Annotated in this window: 15 protein-coding genes; 7 read left to right on the top strand and 8 right to left on the bottom strand. The window is 58.0% G+C overall.

Translation table 11 applies throughout. The features are described from left to right. The first annotated feature begins 39 nt into the window (after nt 1–39). Together GOW48_RS04395 and GOW48_RS04400 are read left to right on the top strand one after the other, a co-directional pair. A complete protein-coding gene (locus GOW48_RS04395; protein WP_170353452.1) occupies nt 40–735 on the top strand; it encodes an ABC transporter ATP-binding protein in 696 nt (231 codons plus the stop codon). After that, nucleotides 732–3260, top strand: coding sequence for an ABC transporter permease (locus GOW48_RS04400; RefSeq protein WP_170353453.1), 2529 nt, complete (start codon nt 732–734; stop codon nt 3258–3260). The genes GOW48_RS04395 and GOW48_RS04400 overlap by 4 nt, the downstream gene beginning before the upstream one ends. 2 nt (nt 3261–3262) lie before the next feature. On the opposite strand, the gene GOW48_RS04405 is transcribed toward GOW48_RS04400, so the two are convergent. Next, nucleotides 3263–3709 carry an RrF2 family transcriptional regulator gene (locus tag GOW48_RS04405; protein ID WP_170353454.1) on the bottom strand — a complete coding sequence of 149 codons (447 nt, stop codon included), beginning with the start codon at nt 3707–3709 and terminating at the stop codon, nt 3263–3265. A gap of 94 nt (nt 3710–3803) precedes the next feature. Here GOW48_RS04405 and GOW48_RS04410 point away from each other — a divergent pair, with 94 nt between their 5' ends. Next, nucleotides 3804–4373 carry a gamma-glutamylcyclotransferase family protein gene (locus GOW48_RS04410; protein WP_170353455.1) on the top strand — a complete coding sequence of 190 codons (570 nt, stop codon included), beginning with the start codon at nt 3804–3806 and terminating at the stop codon, nt 4371–4373. 66 nt (nt 4374–4439) lie between these two features. Here GOW48_RS04410 and gltX read toward each other — a convergent pair whose 3' ends face one another. Next, nucleotides 4440–5765 (bottom strand): glutamate--tRNA ligase, encoded by a 1326-nt coding sequence (gltX, locus tag GOW48_RS04415; protein ID WP_170353456.1) that lies wholly within the window; start codon nt 5763–5765, stop codon nt 4440–4442. A 233-nt stretch (nt 5766–5998) separates the two neighbouring features. On the opposite strand from gltX, the gene GOW48_RS04420 reads away from it, so the two are divergent. Beyond that, nucleotides 5999–6931, top strand: coding sequence for an MBL fold metallo-hydrolase (locus GOW48_RS04420; protein WP_170751699.1), 933 nt, complete (start codon nt 5999–6001; stop codon nt 6929–6931). A 3-nt stretch (nt 6932–6934) separates the two neighbouring features. On the opposite strand, the gene GOW48_RS04425 is transcribed toward GOW48_RS04420, so the two are convergent. The 3 genes from GOW48_RS04425 to GOW48_RS04435 form a co-directional block, all read right to left on the bottom strand. After that, nucleotides 6935–8263, bottom strand: coding sequence for an NAD(P)/FAD-dependent oxidoreductase (locus tag GOW48_RS04425; protein ID WP_170751701.1), 1329 nt, complete (start codon nt 8261–8263; stop codon nt 6935–6937). A 135-nt stretch (nt 8264–8398) separates the two neighbouring features. Beyond that, nucleotides 8399–8665 carry a hypothetical protein gene (locus tag GOW48_RS04430; protein WP_170751703.1) on the bottom strand — a complete coding sequence of 89 codons (267 nt, stop codon included), beginning with the start codon at nt 8663–8665 and terminating at the stop codon, nt 8399–8401. A gap of 257 nt (nt 8666–8922) precedes the next feature. After that, nucleotides 8923–10581 carry an NAD+ synthase gene (locus tag GOW48_RS04435; RefSeq protein WP_170751705.1) on the bottom strand — a complete coding sequence of 553 codons (1659 nt, stop codon included), beginning with the start codon at nt 10579–10581 and terminating at the stop codon, nt 8923–8925. A 145-nt stretch (nt 10582–10726) separates the two neighbouring features. Here GOW48_RS04435 and GOW48_RS04440 point away from each other — a divergent pair, with 145 nt between their 5' ends. Then, nucleotides 10727–12193, top strand: a complete 1467-nt coding sequence (locus tag GOW48_RS04440) for an MORN repeat-containing protein (protein ID WP_170752231.1) — start codon at nt 10727–10729, stop codon at nt 12191–12193. Between the two features lie 6 nt (nt 12194–12199). Here GOW48_RS04440 and GOW48_RS04445 read toward each other — a convergent pair whose 3' ends face one another. Further along, on the bottom strand, nt 12200–12865 hold the full coding sequence (locus GOW48_RS04445; protein ID WP_170751707.1) for an SDR family NAD(P)-dependent oxidoreductase: 666 nt from the start codon (nt 12863–12865) through the stop codon (nt 12200–12202). A gap of 286 nt (nt 12866–13151) precedes the next feature. Between GOW48_RS04445 and GOW48_RS04450 the strand changes: the two genes are divergently transcribed. Further along, nucleotides 13152–14720 (top strand): 2-isopropylmalate synthase, encoded by a 1569-nt coding sequence (locus GOW48_RS04450; protein ID WP_170751708.1) that lies wholly within the window; start codon nt 13152–13154, stop codon nt 14718–14720. A 45-nt stretch (nt 14721–14765) separates the two neighbouring features. On the opposite strand, the gene GOW48_RS04455 is transcribed toward GOW48_RS04450, so the two are convergent. Further along, complete coding sequence (locus tag GOW48_RS04455; RefSeq protein WP_170751710.1) at nt 14766–16499, bottom strand: adenylate/guanylate cyclase domain-containing protein; 1734 nt, start codon at nt 16497–16499, stop codon at nt 14766–14768. A 122-nt stretch (nt 16500–16621) separates the two neighbouring features. Then, the gene (locus GOW48_RS04460; protein WP_170751712.1) at nt 16622–17407 is read right to left on the bottom strand and encodes a 23S rRNA (adenine(2030)-N(6))-methyltransferase RlmJ; all 786 of its coding nucleotides are present in this window, start codon (nt 17405–17407) and stop codon (nt 16622–16624) included. Between the two features lie 155 nt (nt 17408–17562). On the opposite strand from GOW48_RS04460, the gene GOW48_RS04465 reads away from it, so the two are divergent. After that, nucleotides 17563–18609, top strand: a complete 1047-nt coding sequence (locus tag GOW48_RS04465) for a rod shape-determining protein (protein WP_039523195.1) — start codon at nt 17563–17565, stop codon at nt 18607–18609. Nucleotides 18610–18654: the final 45 nt, after the last annotated feature.

Genomic DNA, 18654 nt, shown 5'->3' on the forward strand with positions numbered 1-18654 from the left:
TCCATATCAATCAACAACGCCCCCGATTTGGATCGCTCTATGACTCTACCAGTTCTGTCCCTTGAACATGCCGCTTTATCGCTGGATGGCAATGCCGGTCGGGTGGATATCCTGCATGACATCACTCTTTCGGTTGCTCAGAATGAAACTCTGGGGCTGGTTGGGCCGTCCGGGTCTGGCAAGTCTTCGCTGCTGATGCTGATGGGCGGGTTGGAACGGGCAACCAGCGGCAAGATCAACGCACTCGGCCAGGATTTGGGTCGTATGGACGAAGATGCTCTGGCTCGGTTCCGTCGTAACACGATGGGCGTGGTGTTCCAGAACTTTCACCTGATCCCAACTATGACAGCATTGGAAAATGTAGCAACGCCGCTGGAGCTTGCCGGCCAGAAAGATGCATTCTCCCGTGCGCAAGCGGAATTGGATGCGGTCGGCCTTTCCCACCGGCACGAACATTACCCTGCACAGCTGTCGGGTGGCGAACAACAGCGCGTCGCACTTGCGCGCGCGGCTGCTCCTCGACCGAAAATATTGCTGGCGGATGAGCCAACTGGAAACCTTGATGAAACCAACGGCGCTGCAATCGTCGATCTTCTGTTTGACCTGAGGGACCGCCACGGCGCGACATTGGTCCTTGTAACCCACAGCCATAGCCTGGCCCGTAAGTGCGACCGTGTGATCCGCTTGCGCGATGGCAGGATTACCGAAGATACACGGCAAGAGGCCGCCGAATGAGCCTGCGCCTTGCGGGGCGGCTAGCGCGGCGCGAGTTGCGCGGCGGCTTGCGTGGTTTCCGCGTTTTCCTTGCCTGTCTGGCGCTTGGGGTGGCTGCCATCGCAGCTGTTGGCTCGGTCAGATACGCAATTCAGAACGGCCTGTCACAGGAAGGGGCCGCGTTGTTGGGCGGAGACGCACAGTTAGAGTTCACCTATCGCTTCGCGTCCGACGATGAGCGTGCTTGGATGGCACAGGCGGCCGAGGCAACCTCCGAAGTCGTCGATTTCCGGTCGATGGCCGTAACCGGGCAGGCAGAGACCGCGCAGCGCGCGCTGACGCAAGTAAAATCCGTGGACGATGCCTATCCTTTGGTGGGCGAAACCGTATTAGAGCCCACCATGACTCTGTCCCAAGCTCTTGAGGGCGATCAGGGTTTGCCCGGTGCGGTCATGGACCCGTCTTTAATGGACCGATTGAACCTGTCGGTGGGCCAAACTTTTGCTCTTGGCTCGCAAGACTTTGTGCTGACAGCTGCGCTTATCCACGAACCCGACGGAGCGGCAGACGGGTTCGGGCTGGGCCCACGCACACTGGTTCGCACCGAGGATTTGGGCAGTTCGGGGTTGTTGGCACCCGGAACACTGTTTTCAACCAAGTACCGGTTGGACTTGCCACGCGACACTGACCTTGCCCAGCTGGCCACGACCGCAGAAAAGACGTTCGACGGCACCGGAATGCGATGGACCGACGCCCGAAACGGGGCACCCGGCATCGCCGAGTTCGTAGATCGGCTCAGCGCGTTTCTGGTGCTGGTTGGCCTGTCCGGACTGGCGGTCGGAGGCATCGGCGTATCAGCCGCCGTACGGGCCTATTTGTCACAAAAAACGGAAACGATTGCGACGCTGCGCACACTGGGTGCGGATCGAGCAACAATTTTCCAAACCTATATGATCCAGATCGGGATCCTGTCTGGTATCGGGATCCTGCTGGGCCTTGTGCTGGGTGGTCTGACACCCGTGCTTCTTGCCCCATTGATCGAGGCGCGCCTGCCCGTACCCGCAGTGTTTTCTTTCTACCCCAAACCGCTGGCCGAGGCGGCACTTTATGGAGTGCTAACTGCGTTTTTGTTTACCCTTTGGCCATTGGCCCGCACTGAACAGGTCCGCGCGGCAACACTCTTCCGCGATGCCCTTTCATCGGCACGCGTTTTTCCGCGCCCTGTATTCCTAGTGGCGACGGTCATCGGGCTGGGATTGCTTGTTGCCTCTGCAGCTTGGTTCAGCGGATCGACCCGCCTGACGCTCTGGACTGCCGGAGGGTTGGTCGGCGCGCTGGCGCTGTTGGCCCTATCGGCATTTGCCATCCGCAAGCTGGCTCGTGTCAGCGCCCCCTGGGCACGCGGTAAACCCGCAATGCGATGGGCGCTGTCTGCCATTTCCGATCCAAGGGAAGGGGCAGCGTCGGTTGTTCTTTCGCTTGGTTTGGGGTTGTCTGTTTTGGCGGCAGTTGGCCAGATCGACGGCACACTTCGCAATGCGATCTCGGGAAATCTGCCGGATGTGGCACCGTCGTATTTTTTCGTAGACATCCAAAAAGACCAAATGCCCGGCTTTCTCGAACGTCTGGAAACCGACCCGGCGGTCAACCGCATCGAGAGTGCTCCGATGCTGCGCGGCATCATCACTCAGATCAACGGCAGCCCTGCGCGTGATGTGGCGGGTGATCACTGGGTTCTGGACGGCGACCGAGGCGTTACGTATTCAGCAACGCCACCAAGCAACGCGCGTGTCACCAAAGGGGACTGGTGGGACGAGGACTATGCAGGCCCCCCTCAGGTCAGTTTCGCCGCAGAAGAAGCCGAAGAGATGGGGCTTAACCTTGGCGACATGCTGACAGTCAACATCCTCGGGCGCGACATCACGGCAGAGCTGACATCCCTGCGCGAAGTCGACTTTTCCAATGCTGGCATGGGATTCATCATGTCGATAAACCCGTCCGCCTTGGCCGGAGCACCGCACAGTTTCATCGCGACAGTCTACGCCGAAGAACAGGCCGAAGGTCCGATACTGCGTGACCTTGCCGGGCAGTTTCCCAATATCACTGCCATTCGGGTGCGCGACGCAATTGACCGGGTGTCAGACCTACTGGCCGGTCTGGCCGCTGCGACCTCTTACGGTGCAGGCGTATCGCTGTTGACCGGGTTTCTGGTTTTGATCGGCGCCGCTGCGGCGGGCGAACCGGCCCGACGATATGAAGCCGCGATCCTGAAAACGCTGGGCGCTGACAGGCGTCGCATCCTGCTCAGCTTCACCATGCGCGCAGCTCTCTTGGGGGCAGCTGCCGGAAGCGTTGCGCTGTTGACGGGTATTCTGGGCGGATGGGCCGTCGCCACCTATATTTTTGACACTCGTTTTGCGGTCATCTGGCCCTCGGCCATTGGCATTGTTCTGGCCGGGGTTCTGGTCACGCTGGGCGCAGGTCTGATCTTCGCTTTGCGCCCTCTCGCGGTGAGACCGGCCCGCATTCTGCGCGCCAGTGACTGATCCTATCGCACGCAGGCCACGGGTTGCAGTATCTGCAACAGTTGGTCGTTATCGCATACCAGCGCGTCCAGCGTGATGTCGTCTAACGACGCATAAAACACTTCGGCAGCATCTTGCAGCGCCAACCGCAAACGGCACGCATCGGTCAATGGGCAAGTGTTGTCTGCATCGGCAAAACACTCGGCCAGCGGCAGGTTCCCTTCGACATGGCGAAAGACCGACCCGATACGAATCTGGTCAGCGGGTCTGGCAAGCGTCATGCCTCCGTTTCGACCCCGTTGCGTGCTAAGATAGTTAAGCTGGCTCAGTTGATTGATCACCTGCGCCAAGTGGTTTTCCGAGATGTTGCACACTTCGGCAATCTCGGATTTGGTCACAAGCCTGTCCTGATGCGCGGCACAATACATCAGCAGGCGCACCGCAATATTCGTCCGTTTGGTAATGCGCATGGTCGCCTCCCAAATTTCAAGATGCGACCTTATTGCATGTCCGGCAAAAAAGCGGTTTGACATACATCAATCGGCGCAAAGGACACAGTGGCACATGGCAGACCCTTACTTCTTTGGCTACGGAAGCCTGGTCAACCTTGCGACCCACGATTTTCCGGATGCCCGCCCTGCCCGCCTGAAGGGCTGGCGCCGCGCTTGGAGGCATACGGACCTTCGCCCGGTGGCATTTCTAACGGCCATCCCTGATCCGAACAGCGAAATCGAAGGCATGATCGCACATGTGCCTCGAAACGATTGGGCCGCTCTGGATGAACGCGAATGGGCCTATGATCGAGTACCCGCAACCCAAGCCGTGACACATCCCCTGACTCATGATGTGGAAATCGCCGTCTATGCAGTGCCTCATGGCCGTCACGCCGAACCGACCAATCGCCATCCCTTGCTGCTCAGCTATATCGACGTGGTTGTACAAGGCTATCTGCGGGCCTTTGGCGAAGCAGGGGCGGACCGCTTTTTTGCCACCACTGATGGATGGGATGCTCCGATCCTAAACGACCGCGCCGAACCTCGCTATCCGCGCCACCAGCAGTTGAAACCGAACGAGACCGAATTTGTGGATACCCGCCTGCAGCATCTTTCTGCAAAACTGGTCCACTCTTTGTAAAAAAGGCCGGGGACGCTTGCCCCGCCATTCTTTGGTAGAAAATACGTGCGCCGCAGAGCGCGTTTATCACCCGCGCGCGCGGATCACTTGCAGCAAGGGCAGCAAAGTCGCCATTTCCGGTCCGCGCTCCATCCCTGTCAGCGCTTTGCGCAACGGCATGAAAAGCCCCTTACCTTTGCGGCCCGTGGCCTCTTTGACGGCCTTGGTCCAGGCACCCCAGGTTTCCCCGTCAAACGGGCCTTCTGGCAGCAGCGCAACAGCTTCGGCGATGAATGCCCGATCCTCGTCAGCGATCAAAGGTTCGGCCCCGTCGCGGCACAGGTCCCACCAGCCCTTCAGATCAGCCAGAGTCGTGATGTTCTCGCGCGCCATGGCCCAGAACGACTCGGCCAGCTCAGCCGGGACACCCGCATCGGCGACCGCATCGGCCACATCGGCCAGTGGCAACGATTGCAGGTGTTTTGCGGTCAGCGGAAACAGGTCCTGCACGTCGAATTTAGTCGGCGCCGCGCCAAAACGGACAATGTCAAACCCGTCTATCAGCTCGGCCATGTCCGAACGCAATTCGACCGGATCAGAGGACCCCAGACGCGCCATCAAGCTCAGCAGAGCCATCGGCTGCACGCCCTGTTCGCGCAGATCGCGCAAGGCCAGCGTACCCAGACGTTTCGACAGCGCCTCACCCTGCGGGCCAGTCAGCAGCGAGTGGTGCGCAAAGCGCGGGCAGTCTCCGCCCAGCGCCTGAATGATCTGAATCTGCGTCGCGGTATTGGTCACATGGTCCGAACCGCGCACCACATCGGTCACGCCCATCTCGGTATCGTCGACCACAGACGCGATGGTGTACAGAACCTGACCATCCCCCCGGATCAGCACCGGATCAGACACTGACGCCGCATCAATCGAGATGTTGCCGAGAATACCATCATTCCACTCGATCCGTTCGTGATCCAGTTTGAAGCGCCACACACCATTGCCACGTTCCGCGCGCAGAGCCTCTTTCTCGGCCGCCGACAGGTTCAGCGCGGCGCGGTCGTAGACCGGCGGCTTGCCCATGTTCAGCTGCTTCTTGCGTTTCAGGTCCAGCTCGGTCGGTGTCTCGAACGCCTCATAGAAACGACCCATCTCGCGCAGCTTGTCGGCTGCTTCGGCATAACGATCCAGACGGTCGGACTGACGCTCGACCCGGTCCCAATGCAAACCCAGCCACTCCAGATCCTGCTTGATCGCGTCGACATATTCTTCCTTCGACCGCTCGGGATCGGTGTCGTCGATGCGCAGGATGAACGTGCCGCCTGCCTTGCGAGCGATCAGATAGTTCATCAGCGCGGTGCGCAGGTTGCCCACATGGATGTAACCGGTGGGCGACGGGGCGAAACGGGTGGTTGTCATAGGTGTCTCCTGTTGGCGCGGCTCTTGTCACAGGATTGGCATTTTGTCCAGCACATGCAGGAAAACGGGGCGGCAGGAAACAAATCTGCCTTCAGATCCGGCGCGGATCGTAACATGAGCAAAAATTAACATGCTATGTTCGCTCACGCAGCCCATTTCACTGATGTGTGAACTGGCAAGTGGCCTTCACCGATCTAGGATTACAACTGGTGCTCTGACAGGGAGAATGAGACATGACCATCAAACTGACACGCCGCGCAGCGCTCGGATCAGCCGCAGCATTGCCTTTTGCCGCCGCTGCAACCCCGGTGCTGGCAGCAACGAACGAAACCAAAGCGAACTCAACAATCGCCAAATCGTTTCAACTGGGCGATTTCACTGTCACCTCGCTTTTGGATGGCAGTTTGCCGCGTGACGGCGCCAAAGAGATTTTCGGCGGCGGTGCCTCGGACGAGGAATTTGCCAAGGTCTCGGCCGACAATTTCATCCCTGCCGACCAAGCACAATTCTTCTTTACCCCGACGCTGGTCAACACCGGATCCGAGCTGGTTCTGTTCGACACCGGCTTGGGTCAGGGGGGTATTCAGGCCGCTCTTGCAGATGCGGGGGTTACCGCTGATCAGATCGACGTCGTCGTACTTACCCATATGCATCCCGACCACATCGGCGGCATGACAACCAATGATGCCCCCACATTTACCAACGCGCGTTTTGTGACCGCTTCCCCCGAATATGATTTCTGGGCAGCTCAGGATGCAGGGAACCGCGTCGGCGATCTGGTTGCCGCCAAGGTCACTCCGCAAGCTGAAAAGATGACATTCCTTGGCGATGGCGGAGAAGTCGCATCAGGCATCACAGCCGTCGCGGCGTATGGCCATACACCGGGCCACACTGTCTATCACCTTGAAAGCAACGGGCAGCGTCTGGTTCTGACTGCTGACCTCGCAAACCATTACGTCTGGTCTTTCGCGCATCCCGAATGGGAGGTTCGCTTTGACATGGACAAAGCTGCAGCCACAGCATCACGCCGTAAGGTTTTGGGTATGCTGGCCGCAGATAAAGTCCCGATGATCGGATTCCATATGCCGTTCCCTGCAGCAGGTTTTGTTGAAACACGTGGGGATGGTTTCCGCTTTGTCCCCGTCAGCTATCAGATGATGGGCTAACCCTTAATATCCTGGGTCCGGCCGCACGCGTGAACCATCGGTAAAACGTGACAGACGAAACGCGGCCGGATCAACACATGGTGTTGTGCCCGCGACCAAATCAGCCATAAGGAGGCCCGCGCCGGGCGCTATGCCAAAGCCGTGGCCGGAAAATCCCGTGGCGATGAACATACCCGGCATCGTATCCACACCCGAAATGACAGGTATGGCATCGGGTGTAACGTCGATCATCCCCGCCCAACTCTGAACCAGTTCACTTGCCTGTAAGGCCGGAATTGCTCTCTGCGCACTCGCCCAAGCGCGGCGAAGAACCTTGCCCGAAGGATCGGGGTCCAGAACGCGGGTATGCTCGAACGGCGTGACATCCGTAGGCAGCCACGATCTGACCTCTTGTGCTTCGACCGCCCAACGTTTGGACCATCGGAACCGGAGTGATCGCCATTCCTGCCGAAGTGCGGGCAGAAAACGCCGGGCCAATCGAAAGCTGTCAGGGACGATATCAACCGTATTCTCATGGCCAGATGCTATTGTGTACCCTCCATCCGCACGTTTACGAATTGCGAAGTCGTCCGACCATAAAGCTGTCTCGGGACCTGCAACCGGAGAAGCCCGTAAAACCGTGTTCAGCACTTTGAGCTGTGGCAAATCTATACCCGCGTTGCCTGCGAAAAGGCGGGACCAGGCACCTCCTGCCAATACCGCGGAATCACAGGCGACACGGCCGCGTTCAGTGAAAACCCCGGCAATGCGCCCATCCTGCACATCCACGCTGCGCACTGCACAGTTGGTCATGAGCACCGCACCCCTGTCGCGGGCTGCCTCGGCGATCGCAGGGGCTGCCCACTGCGGCTCGGCCCGCCCATCGCGAGGCATGTAAAGCGCGTAGTTCAATCCAGTTTCGTGGTCCGGCAACACAGCGTCCAGTTCAGCGCCAGACAGCAATTCTGCGCCTGTCTGCAATCCCTCAACATGCTGCGCCCACCGTTCGAGGTTTTGGGCCCCGCGGCGACCCGAAGCACCAAACAGAATTCCTGACCGGGTAAATCCGGTTTTGCGCCCGACACGGTCATCAAGCCCATCCCAGAGTTTCTGGGCCTCCAGCATCAAAGGAATTTCGCGAGGATCCCGCAAACCCAATCGCACCCAACCCCAATTGCGCGAGCTCTGCTCACCAGCTATGTGGCCTTTTTCGCAAAGTAGAACCCGTGCGCCCCGCTCGGACAACTCCAAAGCGGTTACGGCACCAATAATACCTCCTCCGATCACCACGACATCCACGGATTTCGGAAGGTTCAAATCTGGTTCCACGTGGGTGGGTTTCGGGCCGGGCATCTACCGCTCTTTTATCATTGCTCGGACCGCAATGAATGCCCGTGGCACAACCAGTGGCAATACGACCGAAGTCGTGGTTGTCACTATTTTCGTGATCTGTGTCTATCGCGCACAGTTTCCAAAAACCGCAAGCGCTCAGGCCGCCCCGACCAGTTCAGCCCATTTTTGCCGTAGCGAGGCAGAAAACCCGATGACAGTGTCAGGCGCGGCTTCGTGCGGCTTGTCCGCGGATGCCGGAATCGTTGGAGGTGTTGGCTCTGGTTCCGACTTGACCGAATGCTCTTGGTTCATCAGGTCGGCAATCGCCAGGTCCAGCTTGGTTTCATCCAGGACCTGACCTTCCGATTCCATGGACTTCCACGGTAACGGAGAATGCAGCGGTTTATCGTATTCCTCACGCATGGCGATACCAAATCGTTAACACAGACATCTGAGGCGACGCGCAAACTGACCTGGTCGATTCAACCGTCCGGTTTGTCCAACCCAATTGCGTCACACCCGCCCGACATTGGGCGATAATACAGCTAAAATGTGGCGAAAAAGCGGCCTGTCGACAAGGAAAACTGCCAAACAAAGGCTGTCACCCCGCCCAAAGGGGATTGAGTGGAAACACTTTACCACAGCTAGGGAAATTGGATCGGGATTACCGACAATTTATCTCAGGAGCGGTCGCGCCACCGGTTCGCTATCGGATAGCGGCGATCCAGCCAGAATGCACGACTTGTCAGACGTGTTCCGGGCGCAGACTGAAACCGCTTGTACTCTGAGATATAGATTAGATGCTCGACCCTGCGGGCATCCGCTTCGTCAAAACCAGCAGCAACGCAATCAGCGATCGAGCCGTCCTGATCGACTAGAATATCCAAAAGCGCGTCCAACACCGGATAATCCGGCAAGCTGTCACTGTCTTTCTGATCCGCGCGCAGCTCGGCGCTGGGGGGTTTGTCGATAACCGACGGCCGAATAACTTCGCCATTGGGGCCCTTCATCCAGTCGCGATGATTGGCATTCCGCCAACGGCATGTTTCGAAAACCCGTGTCTTGTACAGATCTTTGATCGGGTTATAGCCGCCATTCATATCGCCGTAGATCGTGGCGTAGCCCACGGCGACCTCGGATTTATTACCGGTGGTCAGCAACATCTCGCCGAACTTGTTTGATATCGCCATCAGCAGCAGCCCGCGCAGACGGGATTGAATGTTTTCCTCGGTCAGATCCTCGTCCCGCCCGGCAAAGAGCTGGGACAGAGTCCCAGTAACGGCCGCCCGGCTATCCGAAATCGGAACATAGTCGTAATGCACGCCCAGCGCCTTGGCGACGGCCTCGGCGTCGTCCAGCGAGGCCTGGCTGGTATATTCCGACGGCAGCATGACACAGCGCACGTTCTCGGCCCCAAGCGCATCCACGGCAATCGCGGCAACCAGAGCCGAATCCACCCCCCCGGACAATCCAAGGACACATTTTTTGAACCCCGTTTTACCCATGTAATCCCGCAGAGACTGGACCATGGCGCGGTAGTCCTGCTCCCATGCATCGGGCTGCGGCACGATATCTGCCGGAACGATACGCCACCCGTCGTCCCCACGCTCCAGATCAACATGAGCCAGAGCCGCGTCAAAAACGGGCATTCGGAAAGCAAGCTCTCCGCCCGGGTTCAGGCCAAAGGTCGCGCCGTCAAATACCTGATCGTCTTGTCCACCGACCATATTCAGATAGATCAGGGGCAACCCGGTCTCGATCACACGTGCAACCATATGATTCAGGCGGATATCGTATTTGTCGCGAAAATAGGGCGAACCATTCGGGATCAGCAGGAACTCGGCCCCGGTCTCCTCCAGCGTCTCGGCCACATCCGGATGCCAACTGTCCTCGCAGATCGGGCTGCCGATGCGCGTATTGCCAACTGAGTAAGGTCCCCCCAAAGGGCCTGAATCATAAAGGCGCACTTCGTCGAAAACGGTTTCATTGGGAAGATGATGTTTCAACACCTTGCTACTGACCTTGCCGCCCTTCAGAATCAGGTAAGCGTTGTATAGGTGGCCGTCTTCCACCCAAGGCCCGCCGATCGCCAGAGCAGGCCCATCTGCACATTTCGCGGCCAACGCCTCGACAGCGGCCATGGCAGTGCGATGAAAGGCCGGCTTCATGACCAGGTCCTGCGTATTGTACCCGGTTATGAACATTTCCGGCAAAGCCACCATGTCGGCCCCAGCGGTGCGCGCTTGTTCCCATGCGTCAAGCGCCTGCGCCGCATTGCCTTCGATATCCCCCACAGTCGGGTTGAGTTGCGCCAGAGTGATGCGGAAACGGTCGGCCATGCTGCCCTCTTGCCCTCGTCAGTCTTATGCCATTTAGCAGATCGCGGCGCGAGTGAAAGGCAAATGCGGCAAAAGCCGTTGCCCTGCCCCCTGCGGTATCTTAGTTTTGCGCAAAAGGATGATAACCGGGCAGGTTGGAACGATCATGAATGCATTCCGCACCTCAATTGCTGTAACGGCCCTGGCCTTGATGGCCGGAACCGTTAGCGCGCAGGAAGGACAGGTGATCACGGCCGATGACGAGGTCGGCGGCGTCTACGAAGGTACGTTTCTGAACGGCCTGCGCCACGGAACCGGCACGTATCGCCTACCGGACGGGTTCGAATACACTGGCCAGTGGTCCGAGGGCGAAATTCAAGGCAGCGGTATCGCCCGATACGCGAATGGGTCGATCTACCAAGGTATGTTTGCAAAGGGTCAGCCCGAGGGGCGTGGTAAGATCATTTATACTGACGGTGGCAGCTATGAGGGCGACTGGGCTAACGGCACGATCAACGGCACCGGCATTGCGACATATGCGAACGGTCAACGGTACGAAGGTGGGTTCAAAGATGCCAAGCGTCACGGCAAAGGCATTCTGACCAATCCGAACGGCTACACCTATGACGGTGATTGGGTCGAGGGCGTCAAGCAAGGCAAAGCCAAAATCACCTGGGCAAACGGTAACGTTTATGAAGGCGACGTCCTGAATGGGCAGCGCCATGGTGAAGGCACTCTGACCGTTCCCGACGGCATGACCTATAGCGGTGCGTGGCTTGAAGGTCGGATGACCGGAAAGGGCCGGCAGGTTCTGGCGAACGGAGACGTCTACGAAGGCGACATGGTGGACGGGCGCCGTCAGGGCATCGGCAAGGCGACCTATGTGAACGGCACGACATACGAAGGCGCGTATGTCGATGACCGTCGAGAAGGCAAGGGCCGCTTTGTTGGCGCAGACGGGTTTGAATACAACGGCGAATGGTCCGGAGGCCAGATCGACGGGTTCGGCGAGATGACCTATCCTGACGGCTCGGTCTATGTGGGGGATTTCAGCGTCGACCTGCCCCACGGCAAAGGCGTACACACTTACCCGGATGGCACTATATACGACGGTGACTGGATCGCTGGCATCTACGAAGGCCGCGGAACCGTCACCTATCCCAACGGCGTGGTCTATTCGGGCCAGTTCAGGAACGGCCTGAGCCATGGCTCAGGTGTGCTGAAATTGGCCAATGGTTATATATACGAGGGCGAATGGGTTGACGGAAACCGCCAAGGCACTGGCAAAGCCAGCTTTCCGGATGGCACAGTCTACGAAGGCGAATTCCTGAACGGCAAGCGGCACGGCCAAGGCACCGTCACCACGGCACGCAATTTCACATATACCGGTGGGTGGGTTGACGGAAAAATCAGTGGTAGCGGTATCGCGACCTATGCCACCGGCGACGTCTACGAGGGCAATTTCCGCGACAATAAACGCCACGGTGACGGCACCATGCGTTATGCCAATGGAGAGGTCGAGACTGGCACCTGGGAAAACGACGTTTTGCCCAGCAGCGGCGAGGCTGAGACGACAGCGCCAGAGGAAACCCCGCCCGCGTCCCAATCGACCGAGACACCCTCGGACGGGTAGCTCAGGCTACCACGGAACGGTCTGACCCGCCCAATCGAAGAAGCCGCCGGTATCAGCATGGGTCAGTGATTGAGCCACTGCCAGCAGGTTCTGAGCCGCCTTGCCCGGTTTAACTGCCGGATGTCGACCTACGTATTTCTCGGTGAACGCGGTTTGAACCGTGCCAGGATGCAATGCCACGCACACACTTTGTTTATGCGTCCGCGCCAATTCGATCGCGGTTGTATGCACAATCTGGTTCACGGCGGCCTTGGCCGCGCGGTAACTGACCCATCCACCCAACCGGTTGTCGCCGATGGACCCAACGCGCGCCGAAAGCACGGCAATCAAGCAGCGCCTGTCACGGGGCATCAGTCTGGCTGCGTGCCCCAGAACCAAAGCGGGGCCTACCGCGTTCAACGCAAACTGATCCATCATAGCTTGTGCAGACACTGCCTTTATCGACTTTTCCGGCGTGGCCCCGTCGATCTCAAGCGCGCCGGACGCGACGAAGATCATGTCATAAGGGCCAGTTAGCGTGCCGAGAATCGCGTTGGATTTGTCCGGATTCATCAAATCGAACCCGTCCGCTGACCGCGACAGGGTCGTGACTGAAACAGATTGCCCGAGTAGCCGCGCGTGAAGGGCTGAACCGATCCCCCCGGACGCGCCGATGATAAGTGCCGTTTGCATGCCTCTTCACCTAGCAGCCCGCCCTCACCAATCAATATTTCCCGAAAAACAAACACGACCGGTAACAAGCTGCAAATTCCGTCTTTTCATTCGCAGCGCTGTCTGTATAACCTCAACCCCATGATCAACCGCGCAGATATCCTTGTTGCCGACACCGCCTTTCGTGGTGCATCGCTGCGTGGCCTACTGATCCTAATCCGCCTCTGAGCGTGCCATCCGGCGCGCCCGCTCAGAGGAGGACGCCCGCGCGCCATAGGCTTTAGGACAGAAGAAGAAAGAGATTCCCATGACCAACGTGACCGACCAAGACCGCGTCTTGATCTTTGACACCACATTGCGCGACGGCGAACAAAGCCCCGGCGCAACCATGACCCATAACGAAAAGCTCGAAATTGCCGAGCTGCTGGATGAAATGGGCGTCGACATCATCGAGGCCGGTTTCCCCATCGCCTCCGAGGGTGATTTCAAAGCTGTCAGCGAGATTGCCGAGCGCTCGAAAAACAGCCGCATCTGCGGTCTGGCCCGCGCCAATTTCGCAGACATTGATCGCTGCTGGGAGGCGGTGAAACACGCACGCCTGAACCGCATTCATACCTTCATCGGCACCTCTCCGCTGCATCGCGCCATTCCGAACCTGACCCAGGACGAGATGGCCGAGAAGATCCACGAAACGGTCAGCCATGCACGCAATCTGTGCGACAACGTGCAGTGGTCGCCGATGGATGCCACCCGGACCGAGTGGGATTACCTGTGCCGCGTGATCGAGATCGCGATCAAGGCAGGCGCGACGACGATCAACATCCCCGACACGGTGGGTTATACCGCTCCGGTCGAAAGCGCCGACCTGATCAAACGCCTGATCGAGACCGTACCGGGTGCAGATGAGGTGGTTTTCGCCACCCACTGTCACAACGATCTCGGCATGGCGACGGCGAACTCTCTGGCTGCTGTGGCGGGCGGAGCGCGACAGATCGAGTGTACCATCAATGGTCTTGGCGAACGCGCCGGCAACACCGCGTTAGAAGAGGTCGTGATGGCCCTGCGCACGCGCAATGACATCATGCCGTGGCACACAGGTATCGACACCACGAAGATTATGCATATCTCGCGTCGTGTGGCGACAGTTTCCGGGTTCAATGTGCAATTCAACAAAGCCATCGTCGGCAAAAACGCCTTTGCGCATGAAAGCGGCATCCATCAGGACGGCATGCTGAAAAACCGCGAAAACTTTGAGATAATGCGCCCCGAAGATATTGGCTTGTCCGGCACGTCTTTGCCGTTGGGCAAACACTCGGGCCGCGCGGCCCTGCGCGACAAGCTCGAGACCTTGGGCTTTGATTTGGGCGACAATCAGCTCAAGGACATCTTTGTTCGGTTCAAGGATCTGGCCGACCGCAAGAAAGAGGTCTTTGACGACGACCTCATTGCCTTGATGACCATGGATCAGCACGACGACTATTTGCAGCTCGTGTCGATGAAGGTGACCTGCGGCACAGGCGGCCAAGCCGAGGCTACGGTCGAACTTGAGATGGATGGCAAGGATATCATCGCCACCGAACATGGCGACGGTCCAGTGGACGCGACTTTCAAGGCAATCCGCGCGATCTATCCCAACAAAGCGCATCTGCAACTCTATCAGGTCCACGCAGTGACCGAAGGAACCGATGCCCAAGCCACGGTGTCTGTTCGGTTGGAAGAGGACGGCATGATCGCCACCGGTCAGTCGGCGAACACCGATACCGTCGTCGCCTCGGCCAAAGCTTACATCCACGCGCTGAACCGCCTGATTGTAAGACGTGAAAAAGCGGGTCCGGGCGCTGATGCGCGCGAGATCAGCTACAAAGATTTGACTTGACCGAACGGCGGCCCGTCTTTGCGGGCCGCTTTTTCGTCGCAAAGGTCAGGATAACCCGGCCTTTTGCATCCCATCCACAAAATGCCGAAAATCTTCATCGCTGGCGTAGTGCAGCATGCCTTCAATATCAGCGATCTTGAACTTTGGCTGGGCCTCGTAAATTGCGTCAACGTACGCTCGCGCTTCGTCCTGGTTTCCCAGCCACGCATGGCAGGCAGCGACATATGCGTTCTGAAGCGAGTCGAGGGCAGGCAACCGGGCGAAATCCTCTAATGCCTGATCATACTTCTTAGCACCGAACCGCGCCTTTCCAAGATGGCTCCAGAACCGTGCAGGGTGGTGAGGGTTCAGACGCATCGCCTTTTGTATCCACTCGGCACCTTCATCGGCACGACCCGACCATGTCAGCAATTCGCCCATCTGAACCACAACCAGATCGTAATTCGGGTTCAGCGACAGCGCGCGTTCCTGATGATACCGCGCCCGGCCAAGGTTGTTTCGCAAAATCTCTACCGCAGCCATCAAACGATGAACATCCGCGTCGTTATCATCCAGAGAAGCGGCCTTGAGGATCGCCTTTTCACACTCACCCAGCATGGCTTCACGATCATCGCACCAACCGTATCCCCAGGCCTGACCGCGGATACAACCGCTCCAGGCATGGGCGTGCGCGTAATCCGGATCCAGTTCAATAGCGCGATCGATCAACTTTGTCGCCTCGGCATTGTCCTCGCGCGTGCTGCGGTGATGCAGGACTTTCGCGGCCAAAACGCATTCATAGGCTGCAAAACTGGAAGGTTTCTTGCGCGTCAGCCCCTCTTGCTGCGAGGCTTCGATACGACCGGGAAGTGTGGCAACCACGGCCGAGATAACCTCGTCCTGTATTGTGAAAATGTCATCCAGGTCGCGATCATACTTCTCAGCCCAGACATGGCCATCACTGTAACTATCAATCAGCTGAACGGTGACACGTACCCTGTTGCCAGCCTTTCGGACACTACCTTCGACGATGTATTGCGCACCCAGCTTAGCACCCACTTCGCGTACATTCACAGCCTGTCCCTTGTAGACAAAACTGGAATTGCGCGAGATCACGAACAGCTCATGCCGGCGGCTCAACTCGGTCAGCAAATCTTCGGTAAGACCGTCGGCAAAAAACTCCTGTTCGGTATCTCCACTCATGTTTGCGAAGGGCAAAACCGCGATAGAGGGTTTGACCACTTTGGTATCGCCATCACCTGCTGGCGCATCGTCTGCAACCGTGCCATCCAAAGCGACCCGATAGGCATGAACAGGTTGAGACAGGTTCTTAAGTGTCAGATCGCCTAGATCATCATATTGCAACTCCAATCGGTCCGAGACTTGTTCATGCACCGCGCCCGAGATCAGAACCTCACCAGCATTTGCAGATTGCTCAAGCCGCGCGGCGATATTGACACCGCTGCCGAAGATATCGCCATCCTCAAAAATGATCTCATCCAGATTTATCCCGATGCGGAAATGAATGCGCTGGTCCTTCGGAACATCTGCATTGCGACGCAACATCCGGTTCTGCACCGCGACCGCGCAGGTCACTGCTTCGCTGGCGCTGGGGAATTCAACCAGCATCCCGTCGCCCGTTGTTTTGATGATTTTTCCGCGGTTCTTGTCGATTGCCGGGTCGATCAGCTCGATACGGTGCGTACGCAGACGGGCAAGCGTGCCTTGTTCATCCGCTTCCATCAGCCGACTATAGCCCACCATGTCAGCGGCCAGAACCGTAGCTAGTCGGCGATCCATCGCGCACCTCCCTGACCAAAGTCTAGGACCGAACACCCCATTTCCAAAACAGATTTTGTAAAAACACCCAAGGCGTGTATCGCGAAGACGCGAATGCCCTGATCAAGTGTATTCAGGCATCTTCAGAGCTTGGCAAACAACGCATCCAAACGGCGCATCTCATCCGCAATTCCGAATGGCGCATTTACAACGAACATCCCTGATCCGATCATGCGATGCCCTTCGCGCGCGGCGGGAAAGCCGACTTCGTGACACTCGACCTTTGGTAAGTCTTGCCCTTGCAGCGCCGCGACCATCGACTTGTGCCGCCCATCCGCAAGGATTGGATACCACAAGGCAATAACGCCTACGTTCCATTTCCGATGCACTTTAGAGATAAAACCCGGCAGCCGGTCATACTCTGACTTCACCTCGTAGCTCGGATCAATCAACAGAACTCCTCGCCTTGGCGTTGGCGGCAGCAGCGAATGCGCCAACTCATATCCGTCATGCTTGTAGGTTTTTGCTCCGAACCGCGACACGGCCAGCGACAAGGCGCCGAATTCTTGTGGATGCAGTTCGGCCAAATGCATGCTGTCCTGATCGCGAAGCAAATTACCCGCGATCAGGGGTGAACCTGCATAGGCGTGCCGTCCGTGTGTCGCCTGAACCTGCGTCAGTGCACGTGACAGCGGATGATCCGCTTTGAACCAACCTTCGCGCTGCACCCGCTTTATCCCGGCCAAAGCCTCGCCTGTTCGCACTGCTTCATCCGCGTCCAAGTGATACAAACCACGACCTGAATGTGTTTCGAGATAGGTCAATGGTTTGTCTTTTTGGGTCAAATATTCCAGCACCCATGCCAACAAAGCGTGCTTTTGCACATCAGCCAGATTTCCAGCATGGTAAATATGTTGATATGAGAGCATGTTGCCTTCTAAAGTCCCTATCAATAAGGCGGAAAGGTGCTGATTTACGCGGAATCAGCCCTTTTACCGGGCGAGATGGCACCCTATAAGACATCCGTCCCGGAACCGTCGAGTCGCGGGCAGTGGAAATTTTGACGAACGGGATCATTAAAAACATGGGAATCTTTGGCAATCTGGGCGGCCTGTTCACAGCGGACATGGCGATTGACCTTGGGACGGCGAACACGCTGGTTTATGTCAAAGGGCGCGGTGTGATCCTGTCGGAGCCTTCGGTGGTGGCCTATCACGTCAAGGACGGCGTCAAAAAGGTTCTGGCCGTGGGCGAAGATGCCAAGCTGATGCTGGGTCGAACGCCCGGCTCGATCGAGGCGATCCGTCCGATGCGCGAAGGCGTGATTGCCGATTTCGACACTGCCGAAGAAATGATCAAGCACTTTATCCGCAAGGTACATAAACGGTCGACCTTCTCGAAGCCCAAGATCATCGTCTGCGTACCCCATGGCGCGACGCCAGTTGAAAAGCGCGCGATCCGTCAGTCGGTTCTGTCGGCAGGTGCGCGCCGCGCGGGCCTGATTGCCGAACCGATTGCAGCCGCCATTGGTGCTGGCATGCCGATCACTGATCCGACCGGCAACATGGTTGTCGATATCGGCGGCGGCACCACCGAAGTGGCCGTTCTGTCGCTGGGCGACATCGTCTATGCGCGCTCGGTCCGCGTCGGCGGAGACCGTATGGACGAGGCGATCATCTCTTACCTGCGGCGTCAGCAAAACCTGCTGGTGGGCGAATCTACTGCAGAACGTATCAAAACCACCATCGGCACCGCCCGGATGCCAGACGATGGTCGGGGCCAGTCAATGCATATCCGGGGCCGCGACCTGCTGAACGGCGTGCCCAAAGAAATCGAGATCAGCCAAGCCCAAGTGGCCGAGGCCCTTTCAGAACCTGTCCAGCAGATTTGCGAAGCGGTGATGACTGCATTGGAAACCACACCGCCCGATCTGGCCGCCGACATCGTGGACCGGGGCGTGATGCTGACCGGCGGCGGCGCGCTGCTGGGCGATCTGGACCTTGCCCTGCGCGAACAGACCGGTCTGGCTGTGTCGATTGCCGATGAAAGCCTGAATTGTGTGGCTTTGGGCACCGGCAAAGCGCTGGAATACGAAAAACAACTGCGCCACGCGATTGACTACGAAAGCTAAGGCGCGCACCCTTTCGGGGTAAGAACTCGGGCAAGAGCAGCACGG

Source organism: Ruegeria lacuscaerulensis, from assembly GCF_013033355.1.
Lineage (GTDB): Bacteria > Pseudomonadota > Alphaproteobacteria > Rhodobacterales > Rhodobacteraceae > Ruegeria > Ruegeria lacuscaerulensis_A.